The following is a 19,528-nucleotide window of genomic DNA, read 5'->3' as shown; positions in this document are numbered from 1 at the left end:
TGCCGGCGTCGAGGCGGGTGGGGAAAGGCCGTTCGCAGGGATGGCTGTCCACACCACGGGAGTCACCTCAGGTGATGCCGCCACCATGGGCAGGGCCGCGCTGGGTCGCCGCCCACACCGACGGCGGGCAGCGGGACCTCCCGCAAAGCCGGCGGCCGGAGAGTCCTTCCGCCGGGCTGTCCCGGCACCCGCCCCTTCCTTCCTGAACCGCAGGCCGGCCGGCGGACGGGTGGTCGGGTGTGCACCCACGGCCGCAGGTGTGTGGCGGGCACACCTGGGCAAGCCCTCGCCCCGGAGCGCACGGTAGTGGTCCCGCGGAGAGCAGCGGGCTGCCGAGGGTTGGGGGAGACGTGGGGATGCACCTCGTTTGGGAAGAAGAGAGCAGTCATCGGGTGCCGGACAGCACCCTGGGTGAACTGTGCGCGGAGATCTTCGCGCCGCTGTCGCGTAGCGATCAGCGCAGCAAGGGCGAGATGTACCTGCGCGGGTTGCTGTCGGCCGGCGGCCGGAAGTCGATGCGGAACATCGCGGCCTGCGTGGGCGACCGGGCGGCCGAGCAGAGCCTGCACCACTTCATCTCCTCCTCCACCTGGGACTGGGATCCGGTGCGCGCGGCGCTCTCCCGGTACCTGGAGCGGTCGCTGCGCCCCCGCGCCTGGGTGGCCCATCCGGTGATCATCCCCAAGGCGGGGCGTCACTCGGTGGGGGTCGGGCGCCGGTTCGTGCCCAGCCTCGGCCAAGTGGTCAACAGCCAGGAGGTGTACGGCATCTGGGCCGCCAATGAGGAGACGAGCGGCCCGGTCAACTGGCGGCTCGCGCTCTCCGACGACTGGCGGGACAGCCCCCGGCTCGGGCACCCGCGGCTGCCGGAGTCGAGCCTGGCCGAGACCCCGCTGGAGTGCGTGGCCGGAGCCGCGTTCGAAGCCCAGGCCTGGGCGGGCGGCATGCAGCGCCCGGTCGTCCTCGACCTCCCGGACAGTGACCCGGCGGCGATCGCGAGGCGCTTCGGCGCCGCCGGCCTGCCCTTCGTGGCGGGCGTCCGCGGCTCGGCGCGGGTCACTCCCACGGCCTCGGCCCTGCCGGGCCATGAAATCCAGGAGATCCCCGCGCATCAGCTCCTGAGGATGGTCCGTACGCTGCGGCGGCCCGTGACCTGGACGGATCCGGTGACCAGGAGAACCCGTACGAGCGTGGTCGCCGCCGTCCCGGTGCGGCTGCCGGGCACGAACCGGAACCTGCTGCTGCTGGGCGAGTGGAGCGGCCCGGACGGCTGGCCGCAGCAGTGCTGGCTCACCGATCTGACCGACGTGCCCTGGGGAGCGCTGCTGCGCCTGGCGAAGCTGGCGCACCGCGTCGCCACCGACTTCTCGGAGATCTCCCTGGATGTGGGGATGGTGGATTTCGAGGGCAGGTCCTTCGGCGGCTGGCACCGGCACACGACGCTCGCTTCGGCCGCGCATGCCGTGCACGCCCTGGCCACCGGCTACCGGCCTCAGCTGGTGGCGCGGCCCGCCTGATCGCGGCGCCCCCGCATCAGCGCCAGTCGGGTGCGCTGCATCTGGAGGGCCAGCTGGACTTCCAGGGCCTGCCGGGGCTCCAGCCAGTCGGGCCCCAGCAGTTCGCTGATGCGCTCCAGCCGGCGGGAGACGGTGTTGGGATGGACGTGCAGGGTTTCCGCGGCACGCGTGGGGCTGCTGGCGGAAGCGAAGTACGCCTCCAGGGTGCGGGCCAGCTCGGTGCGCTGCTGGGCGTCGTAGTCCAGCACGGGGCCGATGGTGCTGTTGACGAAGTCACCGGTGTTGGGGTTGTCGGAGAGCAGGAGGCCCAGGAAGCCCAGATCACGTGGTGAAGCGGTGCCGCCGGTGCCGCCCAGTGCCGTCAGGGCATCCAGGCAGCAACGGGCCTCCTGGTAGGTGCGGCTGATGGCCGACAGTTGTGCGACCGGCCCCGCCGCGCCCACGGTCACCGGGTGGTTGAGGGCCGAGGAGAGTTCCTCCGATAGGGCCCGCGCCGCGGGTCCCGGGTCGGTTCCGGGGAGCATCAGGATGATGCAGCCCTCGTCGACGCTCTTGAGGCCGGAGAACTGGTGCGCGTACGAGGAGGCCCATATGACCGCTCTGCCCAGGGAGCCGCCTTCGGGGCGGGCGACCACGACGACATGGGGGCCGTCGAGGTCCACGCCGAGACGCCGGGCACGTTCGGCGAGCTTGGCGGTCTGGAGCTCTCCTCCCTTGAGCAGGTCGTTGAACAGATCGTCGCGGACCTGGCCCTCGGCCGCGGCCGCGCTGCGCTGCATCATCAGCAGGAGGGCGGTGACCTGGGCCACCAGGGCGAGGAGCTGGATCCGGTGGGCCGTGTCGGACACCTCCTCCTCCGTACGTGCGTACGGGATCAGGAGGAGCGTGCCGAGCATCTCCTGGCCCGCGACGGCCGGGGCCAACCAGATGCCGCTCGCCGACCGGACGGGCCGACGCTCGGCATGGGCGTCCAGGGAGGCCGCGCGGATCTCGCTCTCGTCCAGCTCGGGAAGGTCCCCGGGGGCGTTGAGGTCGCGTCCGGCCTGGTCGCGGATCAGCAGGGTGCCGCCGAGCAGGGTGGAAGCCTCGGAGGCCAGGCTGTGCAGGCCCCCGCCCCCCAGTACCAGCTCGATCAGGTGGCTGTGGGCGTCCCGGAGGCGGTTGGCGGCGGCGGAGGAGTTCATGGCGCGGGAGGTGTTGAGCTCCAGTCCCGCGACCTCGTCCCTGGCCCGGTCCAGCAGCCGGGTCTTCTCGATGGCCACCGCGACGAGGTCGGCGAGCGAGCTCATCAGCGAGATCTCGTCCGGGTCGAAGTGGCGGATGCGGCGGCCCGCGACGTACAGGTTGCCCAGGTCGGACTGCTCGTGGCGCAGCGGGACCGCCATCAGTGCGTGGAGGCCCTCGGCCCGCACCACGTTGTCGATCACGTCGGAGTGGACGAAGGAGGTGTCCTGGAGGTAGTCGGCCGTCCAGAAGGGCGCGGATCGCTGCCGTGCCTGCCTGCCGACCCCGCCGGTCATCGGCACGGCGAATCCCACGGTGATCGCCGAGGTGTGGCCGTCGGCGGCTCGGACGTAGGAGCGATGCTCGTCGAAGGCGTGGAACGTCACCCAGGACATGTCGAGCCCCAGCAGCAGCCGGGCCCGCCGCGTGATGACCTTCAGCAGCGTGTCCAGGTTGTACGGGAGGGTCAGGTCCCGGGCGGTGTCGACCAGGGCGCTCAGTCCCGCTTCGCGCTGCTGGCGGCGGGCGAAGAGACCGCGGATGCTCAAGGAGAGGTCCTTGGCCCGGGTCAGCCGGGTGAGGTCCTCCTCGCAGGCTCCGGCGTCGCGGGCCGCGCGCACGATGCGCTCGAACTCCTCGGTGGGTGCCTCACGGGCCAGCAGCTCCAGCATCTCGGCTACGTCCGGGTGCGGCGTTTTTCTCTCCGGCATCACATTCGTCCCCCCTCGACGCGCGGCTGTGGCGCGTAACCCATGGCGAACGTAGTGCGGTCGGCCGGGCTGGTCAACAATTTGTTGAAGTTATAGTGCCAGGTCAGATGGGCTGAGTGTGGCTGGGGCACCACTCTTCGTGAACGAAGCGGTTGCCTGACCACCTTCTGGCGGGGCCCCACCTTGAGTAAACCTTTACCTGGCGCCGTGACCAGGTGCCGCAGTTCGGTTGCTGACGAGGGGTCCGATGATGCAGGTCCAGAGTTTCGAGCGCTCACTTCACCGCAGTCGCATGTCGTTGACGAGGGACGACAGGCCGAAGGTCTTCTCCATGTGCGGACGTGAGTGGGATCTGCTGGACGAGGTGTTCGCGCCGGTGTTCTCCCCGTCGACCGGGATCGCGCTGGAGTTCCTGGACTTGGACGGGTGGCCGGCGCCCCCGCGCGGCGGGTCCTTCCTGGAGGTCGGATGCGGCGCCGGAGTGACGGCTGTCATGGCTGCCCTGGCCGGTCACGAGCGCGTGGTCGCCTCGGACATCAGCCCGCGAGCGGTGGAGAACGCGGCGGTCAACGCCGAACGGCACGGGGTGAACGCCCGGATGAGCGCCGTACACAGCGACTTGTTCTCCGGTCTGGTCGAGAGCGAGCGGTTCGACACCATCTTCTGGAGCTCCAACTACGTGCTGGCGCCGGAGTCCTACGAGTACAAGTCGGTCCATGAGCGCGCCTATGTGGACGCCGGCTACCGGGCCCATCGCCGCTACATGGAACAGGTACTGCGCTGGCTCACCCCGAACGGCTCGGCGCTGCTGCACTTCAGCGACCGGGGCGATGTGCCGGCCCTCCACCGGATCGCGCAGGAATGCGGCCGGGAGCTGCGCACCCTGCGCACCCACCGGGTCCGTGAGGGCGAGTACGGGGACGACGTCGTCGAGCACATGCTGCTGGAAATCCTGCCCCACGCCGCGGAGTGACGAGAGGCCGACGTGCGCACACTCTTGATCGACAACTACGACTCGTTCACCTACAACCTCTTCCACCAGATCGCCGAGGTCAACGGCAGGGAGCCGGAGGTGGTCCGCAATGACGAACCGCACTGGCGGATGCGGCGGCTCGCGGAGTTCGACAACGTCATCATCTCTCCCGGCCCCGGAACGCCCCATCGGGCGGCCGACCTCGGCATCTCCCGCGAGATCATCGAGCAGAGCACGCTGCCGCTGCTCGGGATCTGCCTCGGGCACCAGGGGATCGGGTTACTGCACGGTGCCACGGTGGGCCGGGCGCCGGAGCCCCGGCACGGCAGGGTCTCCTCCGTACTGCACGACGGCCAGGGCCTGTTCGCCGCCGTTCCCTTGCCGATGGAGGTCGTGCGCTACCACTCGCTCGCGGTGACCGACCTGCCGTCCGAGCTGGAGGCCACGGCGTGGACCTCGGACGGGGTCCTGATGGGGCTGCGGCACCGGGACCGGCCGATGTGGGGCCTGCAGTTCCACCCCGAGTCGATCTGCGGGGAGTACGGCGTGGAACTCTTGCGGAACTTCGCCGAGCTGAGCGGGACGCGGCGCAGGACGCGTTCCGCGCCGGTACGGCCGGCCGCGCCCGATCCTGTTCCCTCCGGTACGCGTCGGCTGCGGGTGCTCGCACAGGAGTTGCCCACCGGCTGGGCCGCCGAGAGGGCCTACGACACGCTCTTCCGGGGCAATCCGTACGCCTTCTGGCTCGACAGCAGCCGCCCGGACGCCGGAGCCGGCCGCTTCTCGGTGATGGGTGACGCGTGGGGGCCGCTGGCACGGGTGGCCCGCGCCGATGTGTGGAGCGGTACGGTCCGCGTGGACACCGCGGCGGGTACCGAGATCGTCGCGGGCGCCTTCCTGGACTGGATCGACCAGGATCTGCGCGGCATCACCACGGACATCCCCGCGCTCCCCTTCGACTTCGCCCTCGGTTGGGCAGGCTACCTGGGCTACGAGCTCAAGGCCGAGTGCGGCGGCGATCTTGCGCACCAGTCCGAGGACCCCGACGCGACGATGGTTTTCGTCGACCGGGCGCTCGTTCTCGACCACGCCACCGGCACCACCCATCTGCTGGCGCTGGCGGAGGAGGGCGTGGACGGGTCGGAGGCCGCGGCGCGGAGCCGGCTGGCCGCCATGGCGGGACGGCTCGCGCGGCTGCCACTGGGTACCTCCGGCCCGGCGCCCGCACCCGCGCGACTGGGCGAGATCCGGCTGCGCCACGACCGCGACGCCTATCTGGGCCTCATCGCCGACTGCCAGGAGCAGATAGCGGCAGGCGAGACCTACGAGGTCTGCCTCACCAACATGGCGGAGCTGAGCGGCTCCCTGGACCCCTGGTCCGGATATCTGCGCCTGCGCCGCACCAGTCCGGCACCGTTCGGCGCGCTGCTCCAGTTCGACGGCCTCAGCGTGCTGAGCTCTTCACCCGAGCGGTTCCTGCGGGTCTCCCGGGACGGCCTGGTCGAATCGAAGCCGATCAAGGGAACCCGCCCGCGCGGGGCCACGGCCGCCGAGGACGCCGAGCTGGTGGCGGACCTGCTGAACAACGAGAAGGACCGCGCCGAGAACCTGATGATCGTGGACCTGGTCCGCAACGATCTCGGGCGCTGTGCCGAGCCGGGCTCCGTGGAGGCCGACGAGATCTTCCGGGTCGAGAGCTACGCCAGCGTCCACCAGCTGGTGAGCACCGTGCGGGCGCGGCTGCGGTCCGACAGCAGTGCCGTGGACTGTGTCCGCGCGGCCTTCCCCGGGGGCTCGATGACAGGAGCGCCCAAGGTGCGGACGATGCAGATCATCGACCGGATCGAAGGAGGACCACGGGGGGTGTACTCCGGTGCGATCGGCTATTTCTCGCTCTCCGGCGCCGCCGATCTGAGCATCGTGATCCGCACGGCCCTGGTCACCGAGGACCGGGTCCGCTACGGCGTGGGCGGGGCCGTCATCGCGCTCTCCGACCCCGAGGCGGAATTCGAGGAGACGGCGGTCAAGGCCACCCCGCTGCTGTCACTGGCCGAGGCCCGGTTCCCGGACCGGCGCGGGGACAAGCTCAGGACTTGAGCGTCCACGCGTGCTGGAGACGGGTGAGTTCCACCGTCTCCAGCACCCGCGCGACATCGGGCATCCGGATCCCGAGCTGTTCGAGGGCGTCCAGCGCGCGGCGTCCCTCCTCGTGCGCGCCCAGGAGGGTGTCACCGCGCAACTCCCCGTGCAGTGCGGCGGTTTCCAGGACCTCGAGGGACACCGCCTGGGCGGTGTTCCACCCGATGAGCCTGCTGATGTGCCGGGGCCCCGCCGTGGTCCACAGGAGCCCCGGAGGCGTGGCCCCGGCGGCCTGGAGCACCCGCCACCAGCCAGTGGCGAGCCACTGCTCCCGTACCCGGTACATCTCGCGTGCGACCGCCAGGGCCGCCGTGTCACGGGCCTGGGTGGCGGGGAGGGCGGGCCCCGGCAGCGCCGCCAGCCGTGTGTTGACCTCCGCGTCGAGCATGCCCACCGGTACCGAGGCCGTGGCCATGATTCCCTGGAGGTCCAGTCCGGCCGCGAGCGCCCGCTCCATGCCGTTGAGGTACGCGCGCAGGGCCTCGTGGTACCTCTCGACCGAGAAGACCAGGTCCACTTCCACACTGATGCCCAGGGCAAGGCAGTCCTCGAGCGCGGCAAGGCCGGCCCGGGTCGCCGGGATCCGCGTCAGCAGGTTCGGCCGCCCCACGTCGGCGTGCACGCGACGGGCCGCGGCCACCAGGGCCTTCGCCGCGTGGGCGCTCCGGGGGTCCACCGGTACGGACACGCAGCCGTACCGGCTGCCGCTCGCGAGGAAGATGCCCTGGAGGGCGTCGCAGGCCCGGCGGATGGCGGCCGGGGTGAGGGCCGGTGCCACAACGCCGTGCAGGAGCCCGGTCACTGCGGGGTGTGACAGCGGACCCGGGAGGAACTCCTCCCCGTTCGCGGCATCCAGCCAGGGCGACACGCCCTCGGACGCCAACTGCTTCAGCAGCGCGATAACCGGTTGGCTCAACATGGGTCGAACTTAGGTGGAGCCGGCCGGCGAATGCGACCAATGGCCCGAGGCATTGTCAAGTCCAGTCGGTGGGCGCCCGGTTGTGCGCCCGAGTGGCCGGAAGCCGTTCAGGAATGCGGATGATTCGGGTCCGTTTCCATGGGGCATTTCCGGCGGATTCGCGCATCTGTTCTGCGGGGCGACGGGACCTGACCAAGTGCCCGCCACCTGACGAAGTGGAACTCCCGTATTGGTGCCCCGCGTTCACCATTCGCAGACTCTCGTGCATCGCCATGTCAGCTGGTTCAGTACTGGGAGGTACCGCGTGCCTGAGTTTGCACACTGGAAATCGCTAAACGCAGGACAACAGCCGGACTGGCCGGACGGGGCGGTCCTCGAAGAGGTCCGTGAAGAACTTCGCGACGCGCCGGCGCTGGTGCGTGGTGAGGACGTACACGCCCTGCGCGCCCTGCTCGCCCGTGTCGCGGCCGGTGAGATCCAGGTGGTCCAGGCCGGGGATTGCGCGGAGGACCCGGACGACGCCACCCGCGGTTCCGTGGCGCGCCGGGCGGCGCTCCTGGACGTGCTCGCCGGCGTCATGAAGGCGCGCTCGCACAAGCCCGTCCTGCGCGTGGGCCGGCTCGCCGGGCAGTTCGGCAAGCCGCGCTCGAGCTCCACCGAGATCATCAACGGTGTCGAACTCTCCTCGTACCGCGGCCACATGGTCAACAGTCCGGAACCGGACCCCGAACTGCGCCGCCCCGACCCGAACCGGCTGCTCTCCGGCTACCGCGCGGCAGCCGACGTCATGGAGCTGCTCGGCTGGCAGGGCGAGTCGGGCCCCTCCGGGGCCGAGGCGCCGGTGTGGACGAGCCACGAGGCCCTGCTGCTGGACTACGAAGGCCCCATGCTGCGCACGGAGCCGGACGGCTCGCAGCTGCTGACCTCGACCCACTGGCCGTGGATCGGCGAGCGGACGCGGGAGATCGACGGCGCTCACGTCGCGTTCTTCGCCTCGCTGGCCAACCCGGTCGCCACCAAGGTCGGTCCGAAGACCACCCCGGCCCAGCTGCTGGAACTCTGCGAGCGGCTGGACCCGCGGCGCGAGCCCGGCCGACTGACGCTGATCTCCCGCATGGGAGCCGGCACCGCGGCCGAAAAGCTGCCCGAACTGGTACGCGCGGTGCGTGCGGCCGGATTCCCGGTCATCTGGCTGTGCGACCCGATGCACGGCAACACCGTGAGCGCCCCGGACGGAATCAAGACCCGGTTCGTCGAAACGGTCGTTCAGGAGGTCGAGGAATTCCAGAACGCGGTCTCGGACAACGGCGGAATCGCCGGAGGTCTGCATTTGGAGACCACGCCGGAGAGTGTGCGGGAATGCGTCGCCGACGCATCCCGGTTCGGGGAATTGGGAGAGAAGTACACCAGCTTCTGTGACCCCAGGCTCAACCTTCAGCAGGCGATGGAAGTCGCCTCTGCCTGGCGCGGCTGAGAGAGGAGTTGGCCGAAATGCAAGGGAAAACCGCTCTGGTCACCGGCGCCGCCGGTGGCATCGGAGAAGCGGTGGTGCGCATGCTGGCATCCCGCGGTGTGCGGGTCGCCGCCGTCGACCGTGACGCCGAACGCTTGAACGTGGCCGTGAAGTCCGCCGTCGAGGAGGGCCTGGAGGTCTTCGCGTTCCCCGCCGACGTCACCGTCAGTTCCGATGTGGACGGGCTGGTCGCGGACGTCGAGGCGACCCTCGGGCCGCTCGACTACCTGGTCAACGCGGCCGGTGTGCTGCGGCTGGCGGAGGCGCGCGCCCTGACCGACGACGAGTGGGCGACCACCTTCGCCGTCAACACCACGGGTGTCTTCTTCGTGTCGCGCGCCGTGGTCAACCGTATGGTGCCGCGCCGTCAGGGTGCGATCGTCACGGTGGCCTCCAACGCCGCGGGCACCGCCCGCGCCGAGATGTCCGCGTACGCCGCCTCCAAGGCGGCCGCGACCATGTTCACCAAGTGCCTGGGCCTGGAGATCGCCAAGTTCGGCATCCGGGCCAATCTCGTGGCGCCCGGCTCCACCGACACGCCGATGCTCACCTCGATGTGGCAGGACGACTCCAGCGCCCAGATGTCGATCAACGGCAACGCGGAGGCGTACCGGGTCGGGATCCCCCTGGGGAAGCTGGCCCGGCCCCAGGACGTCGCCGACGCGGTGGTGTTCCTGCTCTCCGACATGGCCTCGCACATCACCATGCACGACCTCACCGTGGACGGAGGTGCTGCGCTCGGTGTCTAGGTCCATTCCCGAAATCAGCCCGTACCCGATGCCCGCCGCGGGTGACCTGCCCACCGGCCCCGCGGAGTGGTCGGTCGATCCCGACCGCGCGGTCCTGCTCCTCCACGACATGCAGAAGTTCTTCCTGGCCCCGTTCCCGGCCGGCGAGCAGCCCGTCACCGACCTGGTGGAGCACACCGCGCAGCTGCGCGACCGCTGCGCGGCACTGGGCATCCCGGTCGCCTACACCGCGCAGCCCGGCGGCATGACGCCGGAGCAGCGGGGTCTGCTGAAGGATTTCTGGGGTCCCGGTATGACGCCGAGCCCCGAGCACCGGCAGGTCGTGGAGCCGGTGGCACCCGCCGACGGCGACTGGGTGTTCACCAAGTGGCGCTACAGCGCCTTCCACCACACCGACCTGCTGGAGCGCATGCGCTTCTCGGGCCGCGACCAGCTGATCATCTGCGGTGTGTACGCCCATGTCGGCGTACTGATGACGACCGTCGACGCCTTCAGCCACGACATCCAGCCCTTCCTCGTCGGCGACGCCATCGCCGACTTCAGCTGGAATGACCACCGGATGGCCCTGGAGTACGCCGCGGCCCGCTGCGCCTCCGTCGTCAGCACCAAGGCGCTCCTCGAGGAACTCCCGGTGTACCGGGCGGACGAGTACAGCGGGAAGGAGCCGTCATGACGGACGACCTGCTGGGCAGGGTGCTGACGGGAGGGTCTCGCGCCTTCGCTCTCGTGCACCGGCCCGAGACCACCGGGGACGACCGGATCGACCTGTTCACGGGGGAGATGACCGAGGTGGCGGCCCTGGCCGACATCACGCTCCCCGATCTCACCGGATCCGCCGCCCCGCACCAGGACGTGCTGACGCTGGTGCCGTACCGGCAGATCGCCGAACGAGGCTACGAGGCTCCCGACGACGGTGCGCCCCTGCTCGCGATGACCATCGCCGAGCAGGGGAGCCTGCCCCTGGCGGAGGTGCTGCGCCGTATCCCGGACGAACCCGTCCGGCTGGCGGAGGGCGGCGGCTTCGACATCGACGACGACGCCTACGCGGCGACCGTCCGGCAGGTCATCACGGACGAGATCGGCACGGGCCAGGGCGCCAACTTCGTCATCAAGCGCTCCTTCGTCGCCGACATCACCGACTACGGCATCGACTCGGCGCTGAGCCTGTTCCGCCGGCTCCTGGAGCGGGAGAACGGCGCGTACTGGACGTTCGTGGTGCACACCGGCGACCGCACCCTGGTCGGCGCCTCTCCCGAGCGGCATGTGAGCGTCGCGGGCGGGCGGGCCGTGATGAACCCCATCAGCGGCACCTACCGCTACCCCGACTCCGGTCCCTCCCTCTCCGGCGTCATGGAGTTCCTCGCCGACACCAAGGAGTGCGACGAGCTCTACATGGTCGTCGACGAGGAACTCAAGATGATGGCCCGGATCTGCGACGGGGGCGGCCGCGTCGTCGGCCCGTACCTCAAGGAGATGGCCCGGCTCGCGCACACCGAGTACTTCATCGAGGGCGACACCACCCGCGACCCGCGAGAGATCCTGCACGAGACGCTGTTCGCGCCCACCGTCACCGGGTCCCCGCTGGAGAGCGCCGGACGGGTGATCAAGCGGTACGAACCGCAGGGGCGCGGCTACTACAGCGGCGTACTCGCGGTCATCGGCCAGGACGGGCAGGGTGCACGCACCCTGGATTCCGCGATCCTCATCCGTACCGCGGACATCGACGGCGCCGGCCGGATGCGGATCGGGGTGGGTGCCACCCTGGTCCGCCACTCCGACCCGCTCTCCGAGGTCGCCGAGACCCGGGCCAAGGCCGCGGGGCTGCTGGCCGCCTTCGGCGAGAGCGGCCCGACCCGCTTCGCCGACCATCCCAGCGTGTCCGCCGCGCTGGCCCGGCGCAACGAGGCCATCTCCGCCTTCTGGCTGGCGGACGATGCCGACCGGGTCCGCCCGGTCCCGGGGCTCGCCGGGCGCAAGGTGCTGGTGATCGACGCGGAGGACACGTTCACCGCGATGATCGACCTGCAACTGCGGGCCGGGGGAGCGGAAGTGACGGTCCGCCGGTTCGACGATCCGTACTCCTTCGATCCGTACGACCTCGTGGTGATGGGACCAGGCCCCGGTGACCCGCAGGACGCCGGGCACCCGAAGATCGCGCATCTGCGGGAGGCGATCGACACCCTGCTGGCCGAGGGCAGGCCGTTCCTCGCGGTGTGCCTGAGCCACCAGGTGCTCAGCGGCCGCCTCGGTCTCGACCTGCTGCGCAAGGAACGTCCCAACCAGGGTGTGCAGCGCCGGATCGACCTGTTCGGGTGGCCCGAACGGGTCGGCTTCTACAACACGTTCGCCGCCCACAGCCTCGAGGACAAGGCCGAATGCCCGGACAATGGGGTGTTCGAGATCAGCAGGGACCTGGAGACCGGCGAGGTCCACGCCCTGCGGGGCCGGGGCTTCCGGTCCATGCAGTTCCACCCCGAGTCGGTGCTCACCGAGGACGGCGTACGCATCGTGGGCGAGGCCCTCTCCGCGCTGCTCGAGGAGCGGGTCGGATGAAGGCCGCCGTGGTGTGGTGGGACCTGGCCGGTTCGGGGCAGACCATCGAGTCGCTGCGCGATTTCCTGCGGGACGGGGCCGTCGACCGGTTCGCCGAAGTCGAGGGCCTGCGCCTGAAGTTCTGGATCTCGGACCCGCAGACCGAACGGTGGGGTGCGGTGCTGCTCTGGGAGTCCGCAGAGGCCGCCGCGGCGCCGCTGCCCGCGCTGGCGGCTGCGCTCATCGGACGCGCGCCCGTGCAGCGCACGCTGTTCGACGTCGAGGCGACCGTGGAGGGATCGTACTCACTCCCGGGGCTGTCCGGCCTGGGCTTGGCACTGGAGCGCCCGTTGAGCCAATGACCGGCCCGGCCGCGGTACGGCGCTCACCGGGACGACTCCGGGGAGCGCCACGCCGCGGGCTTTGTGACGCGGTCCGGGGCACCTGACGAAGTGCTCCCGGCCTCCTGCGCACGCCCGCTCCCGTCATTGCAGGGTGGCTGTGGGAGCGGCGCTTTCCACCCGCTTACGAACATCAGTCAAGGAGCCCTGAGTAGAACCGTGAGGACCCCCGCGAAGAGTGCGACCGGACGCTTCGAATGGAGCGAGCTGGACCGGCGCGCCGTGGACGTCGCCCGTGCCCTGGCCGTCGACGCCGTCGAAGAGGCCGGTCACGGCCACCCCGGCACCGCCATGAGCCTGGCGCCGGCCGCGTACCTGCTCTTCCAGCGCCTGCTGCGGCACGACCCCGCCGACCCGCGGTGGACGGGTCGCGACCGCTTCGTGCTGTCCTGCGGCCACTCCAGCCTGACCCTGTACAACCAGCTCTACCTCTCCGGCTACGGCCTGGAACTCGATGACATCAAGGCGCTGCGGACGGCAGGCAGCCTCACCCCCGCGCACCCCGAGTACGGGCACACCCCGGGCGTGGAGACCACCACCGGCCCCCTCGGCCAGGGCCTGGGCAACGCGGTGGGCATGGCCATGGCCGCCCGCCGCGAGCGCGGCCTGTTCGACCCGGAAGCCGCGCCCGGCGAGAGCCCCTTCGACCACACGGTCTGGGCGATCGCCTCTGAGGGAGACCTGGAGGAGGGCGTCGCGCACGAGGTCAGCTCGCTCGCCGGCCACCAGAAGCTCGGCAACCTGGTCGTCCTCTACGACGAGAACCGCATCTCCATCGAGGACGACCGGCAGATCGCGCACTCCGAGGACGTGGTGGCGCGCTACCGGGCGTACGGCTGGCACGTGCAGCAGATCGACTGGACCGCGACCGGTTCCTACGTGGAGGACGTGCCCGCGCTGTACGCCGCGCTGTGCGCCGCCCGCGAGCAGACCGACCGCCCCTCCCTCGTATCGCTGCGCACGATCATCGGCTGGCCCTCGCCGGGCAAGCAGAACAGCGGCAAGATCCACGGCGCCGCGCTGGGCGCGCAGGAGGTCGCGGCCACCAAGGAAGCGATGGGCCTGGACCCCGAACTGCGCTTCCAGGTGCCGGCGGAGGTCCTCGCCCACGCCCGCCAGGTGGGCGAGCGGGCACGCCTGGACCGGGCCGAATGGGACAAGCGAGAGCAGGACTGGCGCGCCGGTTCCCCCGAGCGCGCCGCCCTGTTCGACCGGACTTCGACGCGGGAACTCCCCGAGGGCTGGGCGAAGGCCCTCCCGGTCTTCGAGCCGGGTCAGGCGGTCGCCACCCGCAAGGCGTCCGGTGAGGTGCTGAACGCGCTGGCCTCCGTACTGCCCGAGCTGTGGGGCGGTTCCGCGGACCTGGCGGAGTCCAACCTCACCACCATGAAGGGCGAACCCTCCTTCATCCCCGAGGAGCTGTCGACCGACACCTTCACCGGCCACCGGTACGGCCGCACCCTGCACTTCGGCATCCGTGAGCACGCCATGGGCGCGATCCTGAACGGCATCGCCCTGCACGGCGGGACCCGACCCTACGGCGGCACCTTCCTGGTCTTCTCCGACTACATGCGTCCCGCCGTGCGCCTCGCCGCGATGATGAAGCTGCCCGTCACCTACGTGTGGACCCACGACTCCATCGGGCTCGGCGAGGACGGACCCACCCACCAGCCCATCGAACACCTCTGGTCCCTGCGCCTCATACCGGGCCTCGACGTGGTCCGCCCTGCCGACGCCAACGAGACGGCCGCCGTCTGGGCCTCCGTACTGCGTCGCACGGACCGGCCCGCGGGGCTGTGCCTCTCCAGGCAGAACCTGCCCGTCCTGGACCGCTCCCCCCAGTCGGACATCGAGTCCGCGGAGGGCGCCGCGCGAGGCGGGTACATCCTGGCGGAAGCCACGGGCGGTACCCCCGAGGCCGTGCTGCTCGCCACCGGCAGCGAGGTGCACATCGCCCTCGACGCCCGGCGGATACTCCAGCGCGACGGCATCCGCACCCGGGTGGTGTCCATGCCGTGCCTGGAGTGGTTCGACGAGCAGAGCCAGGAGTACCGGGACCTGGTGCTGCCGCCGCAGGTGCGGGCCCGGGTCTCGGTGGAGGCCGGTTCCGCGCTCGGCTGGTACGCGCTGGTCGGCGACGCCGGCCAGGCGGTGGGCCTGGACGGCTTCGGCGCCTCGGCCCCGTACCAGGCGCTGTACGAGCGGTACGGTCTGACGGCCGAGCGCGTGGCGGCCGCGGCCCGGTCGAGCGTCGCCCGGGTCAGGGGCCGGTCATGACCACGGCAGCCGCTCCACTGACCGCCCGGGTCCCCGGCTCCAAGAGCATCACCAACCGGGCCCTGCTGCTGGCCGCCGCCGCCGACGGCGTGACCCGGCTGCGGGCACCGCTGGTCAGCGACGACACCCTGGCCTTCCGCACCGCCCTTACCGACCTGGGCATCCGGGTCTCGGGCACGGACGAGGTCTGGGAGGTCACCGGTACGGGGTCCGGGCCCGTCGGCGACGCCCGCGTGTGGTGCGCCGACGCGGGAACCGCGGCGCGCTTCCTGCCGCCCTTCGCGGCCACGGGGCGGGGCACGTTCGTCTTCGACGGCAGCGACCAGCTCCGGGCCCGCCCGCTGCGCCCGCTCGTCGACGCCCTCACCGGGCTCGGCGTCGAGCCGGCCGGCGGACCCGACGGCGTCCTGCCGCTGACGGTGCACGCGAACGGCCTGGCCGGCGGGGAGATCACCCTCGACTCCTCCTTCAGCAGCCAGTACCTCACCGGGCTGCTGCTGTCGGCCCCGCTGATGCGCGAACCGCTGACCGTACGGGCCGAGGGCCTGGTCAGCCGTCCGTACATCGAGATGACCCGGTCGCTGATGCACCACTTCGGGGCCCGCACCCGGCAGGACGGCGACGGCACGATCCGGGTCCTGCCCGGCGGGTACACGGCGGCGGACCTGACGATCGAACCGGACGCCTCCACCGCCTCGTACATCTTCGCGGCGGCCGCCGTGACCGGGCGCGCCGTGACCGTGCCGGGCCTGGGCACCGGCAGCTCCCAAGGAGACCTCGGCTTCGTCGAGGTGCTGCGGCGCACGGGCGCGCACGTGGAGATCACCGAGTCCGGGACCACCGTGACCGGTCGCGTCGACGGCGGCCTCACCGGCGGGTTCGACGTCGACATGGGCGATATCTCGGACACCTTCATGACGCTGGCGGCCATCGCTCCGCTCGCCGACGCCCCGATCACGATCCACGGGATCGGGCACGCACGGCTCAAGGAGTCCGACCGGATCGAGGCGGTCGCCCGCAACCTCCGGGCCTGCGGGATACGCGTCGAGGAGGGCCAGGACCGGATCACCGTCCACCCCGGCCGGTCGAGCGGCGCCGAGATCGCCTGCTACCGCGACCACCGGATCGCCATGGCCTTCTCCGTCCTCGGACTGCGCGTCAGCGGCATCACCCTCGACGACCCGTCCTGCGTCAGCAAGACCTTCCCCGGCTTCCACGAGGAACTGCGCCGACTCTTCCTCGACCACACGACACCCCAAGGGATCTGAACCACCATGGCGAACGTACTCATCGCGGGCGGAGGCATCGGCGGACTCGCCGCGGCGCTCGGCCTCGCGGGCCGCGGCCACCGCGTGACCGTTCTGGAGCGCCGGGACACCTTCACCGAACTCGGCGCCGGCATCCAGCTCGGCCCCAACGCCTTCCACGCGCTCGACCTGCTCGGCGTGGGCTCACAGGTCCGCGACCGGGCCGTCTACATCGACGAACTGCGGTTCATGGACGGCACCACGGACGAGCGGGTCGCCTCGATGCCGCTGACCGGTGACTACCGTGCGCGCTTCGGCAACCCGTACGCGGTCGTGCAGCGCTCCGACCTGTACGAGCCGCTGCTCGAGGGCTGCCGCAGCCACCCGCTGATCGAACTGCGCGGCGGCAGCTCGGTGGTGTCGTACGAGCAGGGCGGCCAGGGCTCGGGCGAGGTGACCGCCGTGCTGAGCAGCGGAGAGCGGCTCAGCGGCGCGGCCCTGATCGGCGCCGACGGCATCCGCTCGGCGGTACGGCGCCAGCTGGTCGGCGACGGGGATCCGCGGGTCTCCGGGCACACCATCTACCGCTCGGTGATTCCCATGGAGCAGGTGCCCGAGGAGCTGCGGTGGAACACCGTGACCCTGTGGGCGGGCCCCAAGTGGCACTTCGTCCACTACCCGATCGGCGGCGGCGCGTTCCTGAACCTGGCCGCGACCCGTGACGACGCCGCGGAGGTGGCCGTCGTCGGGAAGCCGACCGAGCGCGACCACGTGCTGAACGAGTTCCCGGACCTGGGTGACACGGCGCGGCGGCTGCTGGAGCTCGGTCAGGACTGGAAGGCGTGGGTGCTGTGCGACCGCGACCCGGTCGACGTGTGGACCGACGGGCGCGTGGCGCTGCTCGGTGACGCGGCGCACCCGATGCTGCAGTACGCGGCCCAGGGCGCCTGCCAGGCGCTGGAGGACGCGGTGGTCATCGCCGAGTCGCTGGACTGCTCCGAGGACGAGTTCGTGCAGCGCCTGGAGAAGTACAGCGCGGTACGCCGGGAACGTACGGCCCGGACCCAGCTGGTCGCCCGCGAGATGGGGCGCCGGCTGTACCACCCGGTGGGCGACGGGGCGCGCGAGCGCAACGCGATGCTCGCGGGTCTGTCGGCCGACGACATGTACGACGAGGTCGCCTGGCTCCACGGGGCGGAGCTCCAGTGAAGCGGCTGCGCCCGGTGCGCGTGCGACGCGCCCTGCTCCTGTGGCTGGACCGCATCGCGGGCAGCCCGGCCGGTATACCCGCCTACCCGACCACGCCGGCCCCTGTGGCGCGCCGGCGCTGAAACGACGGTCCCGGCGCCGTCCGCGGAGTTGCCCGGACTGTGGATCCACATATCTGACAAGGGAGTTGTACCCGCATGACCAATGTTGCCGTTATCTACTATTCCTCCACCGGGAACGTCCACACGATGGCCAAGGCGGCCGCCGAGTCGGCCGAGAAGGCCGGCGCCGAGGCGCGCCTGCTCAAGGTCGCCGAGCTCGCCCCCGCGTCGGTCGTCGCCGGCAACCAGGCGTGGGCCGACCACGCCGCGGCCACCGCGGACGTCGCCGAGGCGACCCTGGACGACCTGGAGTGGGCCGATGTGATCCTCTTCGGCACCCCGACCCGTTACGGTCTGCCCGCCGCCCAGCTCAAGCAGTTCATCGACACCACGGGCGGCCTGTGGTTCCAGGGGAAGCTGGTGAACAAGGTCGTCTCCTCGTTCACCTCCACCTCGACCGCCCACGGCGGCCAGGAGAGCACCCTGCTGGCGCTGAACAACACCTTCTACCACTGGGGTTCGATCATCGTGGCGCCCGGCTTCGCCGACGCGGTCCAGTTCGACCCGGCCAACGGCAACCCGTACGGCGCGAGCAGCATCTCGGGCAACAACCCCGACAACGTGGCCGAGGCGAACCTCGCCGCCGTCGAGTTCCAGGCCCGTCGCGCCGTGGAGATCGCCGCCGCCCTCAAGCGCGGTTTCCAGGCCGCCTGACCGGCTCCGCACAGCGGTTCCAGGGGACCGGGGCGCACCGCCCCGGTCCCCTGCCGCGTTTCCCGGCACTTTTCGACGATCGACGGAGGACGGACATGAGAAGACGGAGATCCATCCGCTACGCCCTGGCGCTCACCGCGGCGATCACGGCGATGACCGCGCCCGCGCCCGCGCCCGCGGGCGCCGCGGAGCGGGCCGACGGCCCCGGCATCCGTGACAACGGCTACGACATCACCTGGGACGACTTCCGGTCGGGTTTCGACCACACAGGTGACGACGCGAAATGGTCCCTGAGCGCGACCGGGGACCTGCCCTTCGGCGACGGGAAGCCCTCGACCTCGGCGAACGGGCTGACCGTCGTGCCCACCGGCACCGACGCGGCGACCGGCAAGCCCGCGTTCGCCTTCACGACCGGCCAGGAGGCCGGCGGCGGGGGCGGGGACTGGGACCACCTCAAGTGGTACGCCGTCGCCAACCACAAGGCGTCCAGCGGCATCACCGGCTTCGACGCGGTACCGGGGCAGACGCTCACCTGTGAGACCCGGATGTCCGCCCGGACCTTCGGTGCCGAGCGCCATCCCTTCGGTTCCGCGGTCGCCGACCCGGGGACGGACCTTCGCCTCGGCGCGGGCGCCATGTCCGTCATCGACTTCGAGACCAACATCGTCTTCGACTTCTTCGTGACCAACGAGCGCGTCTACGCCTTCTACGAGCGGCTGCCGAAGCCCGGCGCCACCTACGCCGCGTTCTCCTACGCCCTCCCGGTCGCCACCCGGAAGCCGGGCCAGGAGCACGACTTCGCCATCTCCTTCGACAAGTCCGCGGGCAGGGCCGTCTGGCGGCTGGACGGGCGCGAGGTACTGAGCGTCGACCGCGTCGGCCGGCTCCCGGAGGACCGCGCGCATCTGATCCTCGACCACGGCGGTACCGGGGAAGCGGTCTCGCCCCGGCAGCTGTCCTGCGGCATCGGGATGTTCACCCTCCTGGACGCCGAGGGCCCGGACGGCCGGGGCCTGGTGAGGCTTGGCGACCGCCCCGACTACTACTTCGACCCGGACCGCGGTGCTCCGTACCCGCAGGGCTTCCTGGACGGTGCGAGCAGCCCCGCCAACCGGCTGTGGGGCCAGGGCGTCCAGCTGCGGGTGGGCAGGGTGGGCGTATCATCCCGGCCGGCCTCTCACTGAGCCCACGCATGACAAAGGGGCGGGGGGGGGGGGGGGGGCCCCCCCCCCCCCCGCCCCCCCCAGAACAAGCACGCAGACCCCCCCCCCACCCACCCCAACACCAACGCACACCACGAACC

At 71.2% G+C, this 19,528-nt stretch carries 15 protein-coding genes; 13 read left to right on the top strand and 2 right to left on the bottom strand.

Annotated elements, in window-relative coordinates; genetic code table 11:
• Window positions 1-392 precede the first annotated feature (392 nt).
• Window positions 393-1,517 carry a transposase gene (locus tag AB0D94_RS27075; RefSeq protein ID WP_362056490.1) on the top strand — a complete coding sequence of 375 codons (1,125 nt, stop codon included), beginning with the start codon at window positions 393-395 and terminating at the stop codon, window positions 1,515-1,517.
• Here AB0D94_RS27075 and AB0D94_RS27070 read toward each other — a convergent pair.
• The gene (locus AB0D94_RS27070) at window positions 1,493-3,451 is read right to left on the bottom strand and encodes a helix-turn-helix domain-containing protein (protein ID WP_362056488.1); all 1,959 of its coding nucleotides are present in this window, start codon (window positions 3,449-3,451) and stop codon (window positions 1,493-1,495) included. The genes AB0D94_RS27075 and AB0D94_RS27070 overlap by 25 nt on opposite strands.
• 292 nt (window positions 3,452-3,743) lie before the next feature.
• Here AB0D94_RS27070 and AB0D94_RS27065 point away from each other — a divergent pair, with 292 nt between their 5' ends.
• Window positions 3,744-4,424 carry a methyltransferase domain-containing protein gene (locus tag AB0D94_RS27065; protein ID WP_362056486.1) on the top strand — a complete coding sequence of 227 codons (681 nt, stop codon included), beginning with the start codon at window positions 3,744-3,746 and terminating at the stop codon, window positions 4,422-4,424.
• A 12-nt stretch (window positions 4,425-4,436) separates the two neighbouring features.
• Entirely contained in the window at window positions 4,437-6,521 is a 2,085-nt protein-coding gene (gene pabB, locus AB0D94_RS27060; protein ID WP_362056484.1) for an aminodeoxychorismate synthase component I, read from the top strand.
• Here the strand turns inward: pabB and AB0D94_RS27055 are convergent.
• On the bottom strand, window positions 6,511-7,482 hold the full coding sequence (locus AB0D94_RS27055) for a transaldolase family protein (RefSeq protein ID WP_362056482.1): 972 nt from the start codon (window positions 7,480-7,482) through the stop codon (window positions 6,511-6,513). The two genes, pabB and AB0D94_RS27055, sit on opposite strands and share 11 nt — an antisense overlap.
• Window positions 7,483-7,786: 304 nt before the next feature.
• Between AB0D94_RS27055 and AB0D94_RS27050 the strand changes: the two genes are divergently transcribed.
• From AB0D94_RS27050 to AB0D94_RS27005, 10 genes are all read left to right on the top strand, one after another.
• Window positions 7,787-8,956: a 3-deoxy-7-phosphoheptulonate synthase gene (locus tag AB0D94_RS27050; RefSeq protein WP_362056480.1), complete on the top strand. Its 1,170-nt coding sequence runs from the start codon at window positions 7,787-7,789 to the stop codon at window positions 8,954-8,956.
• Window positions 8,957-8,973: 17 nt separating this feature from the next.
• Window positions 8,974-9,744, top strand: a complete 771-nt coding sequence (locus AB0D94_RS27045; protein ID WP_362056478.1) for a 2,3-dihydro-2,3-dihydroxybenzoate dehydrogenase — start codon at window positions 8,974-8,976, stop codon at window positions 9,742-9,744.
• A 28-nt stretch (window positions 9,745-9,772) separates the two neighbouring features.
• Window positions 9,773-10,417 (top strand): isochorismatase family protein, encoded by a 645-nt coding sequence (locus AB0D94_RS27040; RefSeq protein WP_362056555.1) that lies wholly within the window; start codon window positions 9,773-9,775, stop codon window positions 10,415-10,417.
• A complete protein-coding gene (locus AB0D94_RS27035) occupies window positions 10,414-12,297 on the top strand; it encodes an anthranilate synthase family protein (RefSeq protein WP_362056476.1) in 1,884 nt (627 codons plus the stop codon). Before AB0D94_RS27040 ends, AB0D94_RS27035 begins: the two co-directional genes overlap by 4 nt.
• The gene (locus AB0D94_RS27030; RefSeq protein WP_362056474.1) at window positions 12,294-12,638 is read left to right on the top strand and encodes a hypothetical protein; all 345 of its coding nucleotides are present in this window, start codon (window positions 12,294-12,296) and stop codon (window positions 12,636-12,638) included. The genes AB0D94_RS27035 and AB0D94_RS27030 overlap by 4 nt, the downstream gene beginning before the upstream one ends.
• Before the next feature lie 198 nt (window positions 12,639-12,836).
• Window positions 12,837-14,954 carry a transketolase gene (tkt, locus tag AB0D94_RS27025; RefSeq protein ID WP_362056472.1) on the top strand — a complete coding sequence of 706 codons (2,118 nt, stop codon included), beginning with the start codon at window positions 12,837-12,839 and terminating at the stop codon, window positions 14,952-14,954.
• Window positions 14,951-16,222: a 3-phosphoshikimate 1-carboxyvinyltransferase gene (gene aroA / locus AB0D94_RS27020; RefSeq protein WP_362056470.1), complete on the top strand. Its 1,272-nt coding sequence runs from the start codon at window positions 14,951-14,953 to the stop codon at window positions 16,220-16,222. The genes tkt and aroA overlap by 4 nt, the downstream gene beginning before the upstream one ends.
• A 6-nt stretch (window positions 16,223-16,228) precedes the next feature.
• The gene (locus AB0D94_RS27015; protein ID WP_362056468.1) at window positions 16,229-17,410 is read left to right on the top strand and encodes a 3-hydroxybenzoate 6-monooxygenase; all 1,182 of its coding nucleotides are present in this window, start codon (window positions 16,229-16,231) and stop codon (window positions 17,408-17,410) included.
• Between the two features lie 197 nt (window positions 17,411-17,607).
• A complete protein-coding gene (gene wrbA / locus AB0D94_RS27010; protein ID WP_362056467.1) occupies window positions 17,608-18,225 on the top strand; it encodes an NAD(P)H:quinone oxidoreductase in 618 nt (205 codons plus the stop codon).
• Window positions 18,226-18,320: 95 nt separating this feature from the next.
• Complete coding sequence (locus AB0D94_RS27005) at window positions 18,321-19,409, top strand: DUF6081 family protein (RefSeq protein WP_362056465.1); 1,089 nt, start codon at window positions 18,321-18,323, stop codon at window positions 19,407-19,409.
• Window positions 19,410-19,528 lie beyond the last annotated feature (119 nt).

Origin of the sequence: Streptomyces sp. NPDC048255 (assembly GCF_040652415.1) — a bacterium.
Classification (GTDB): domain Bacteria; phylum Actinomycetota; class Actinomycetes; order Streptomycetales; family Streptomycetaceae; genus Streptomyces.
The sequence above is the reverse complement of the archived record's forward strand: the minus strand, read 5'-3'. Positions and strand labels throughout refer to the sequence as shown.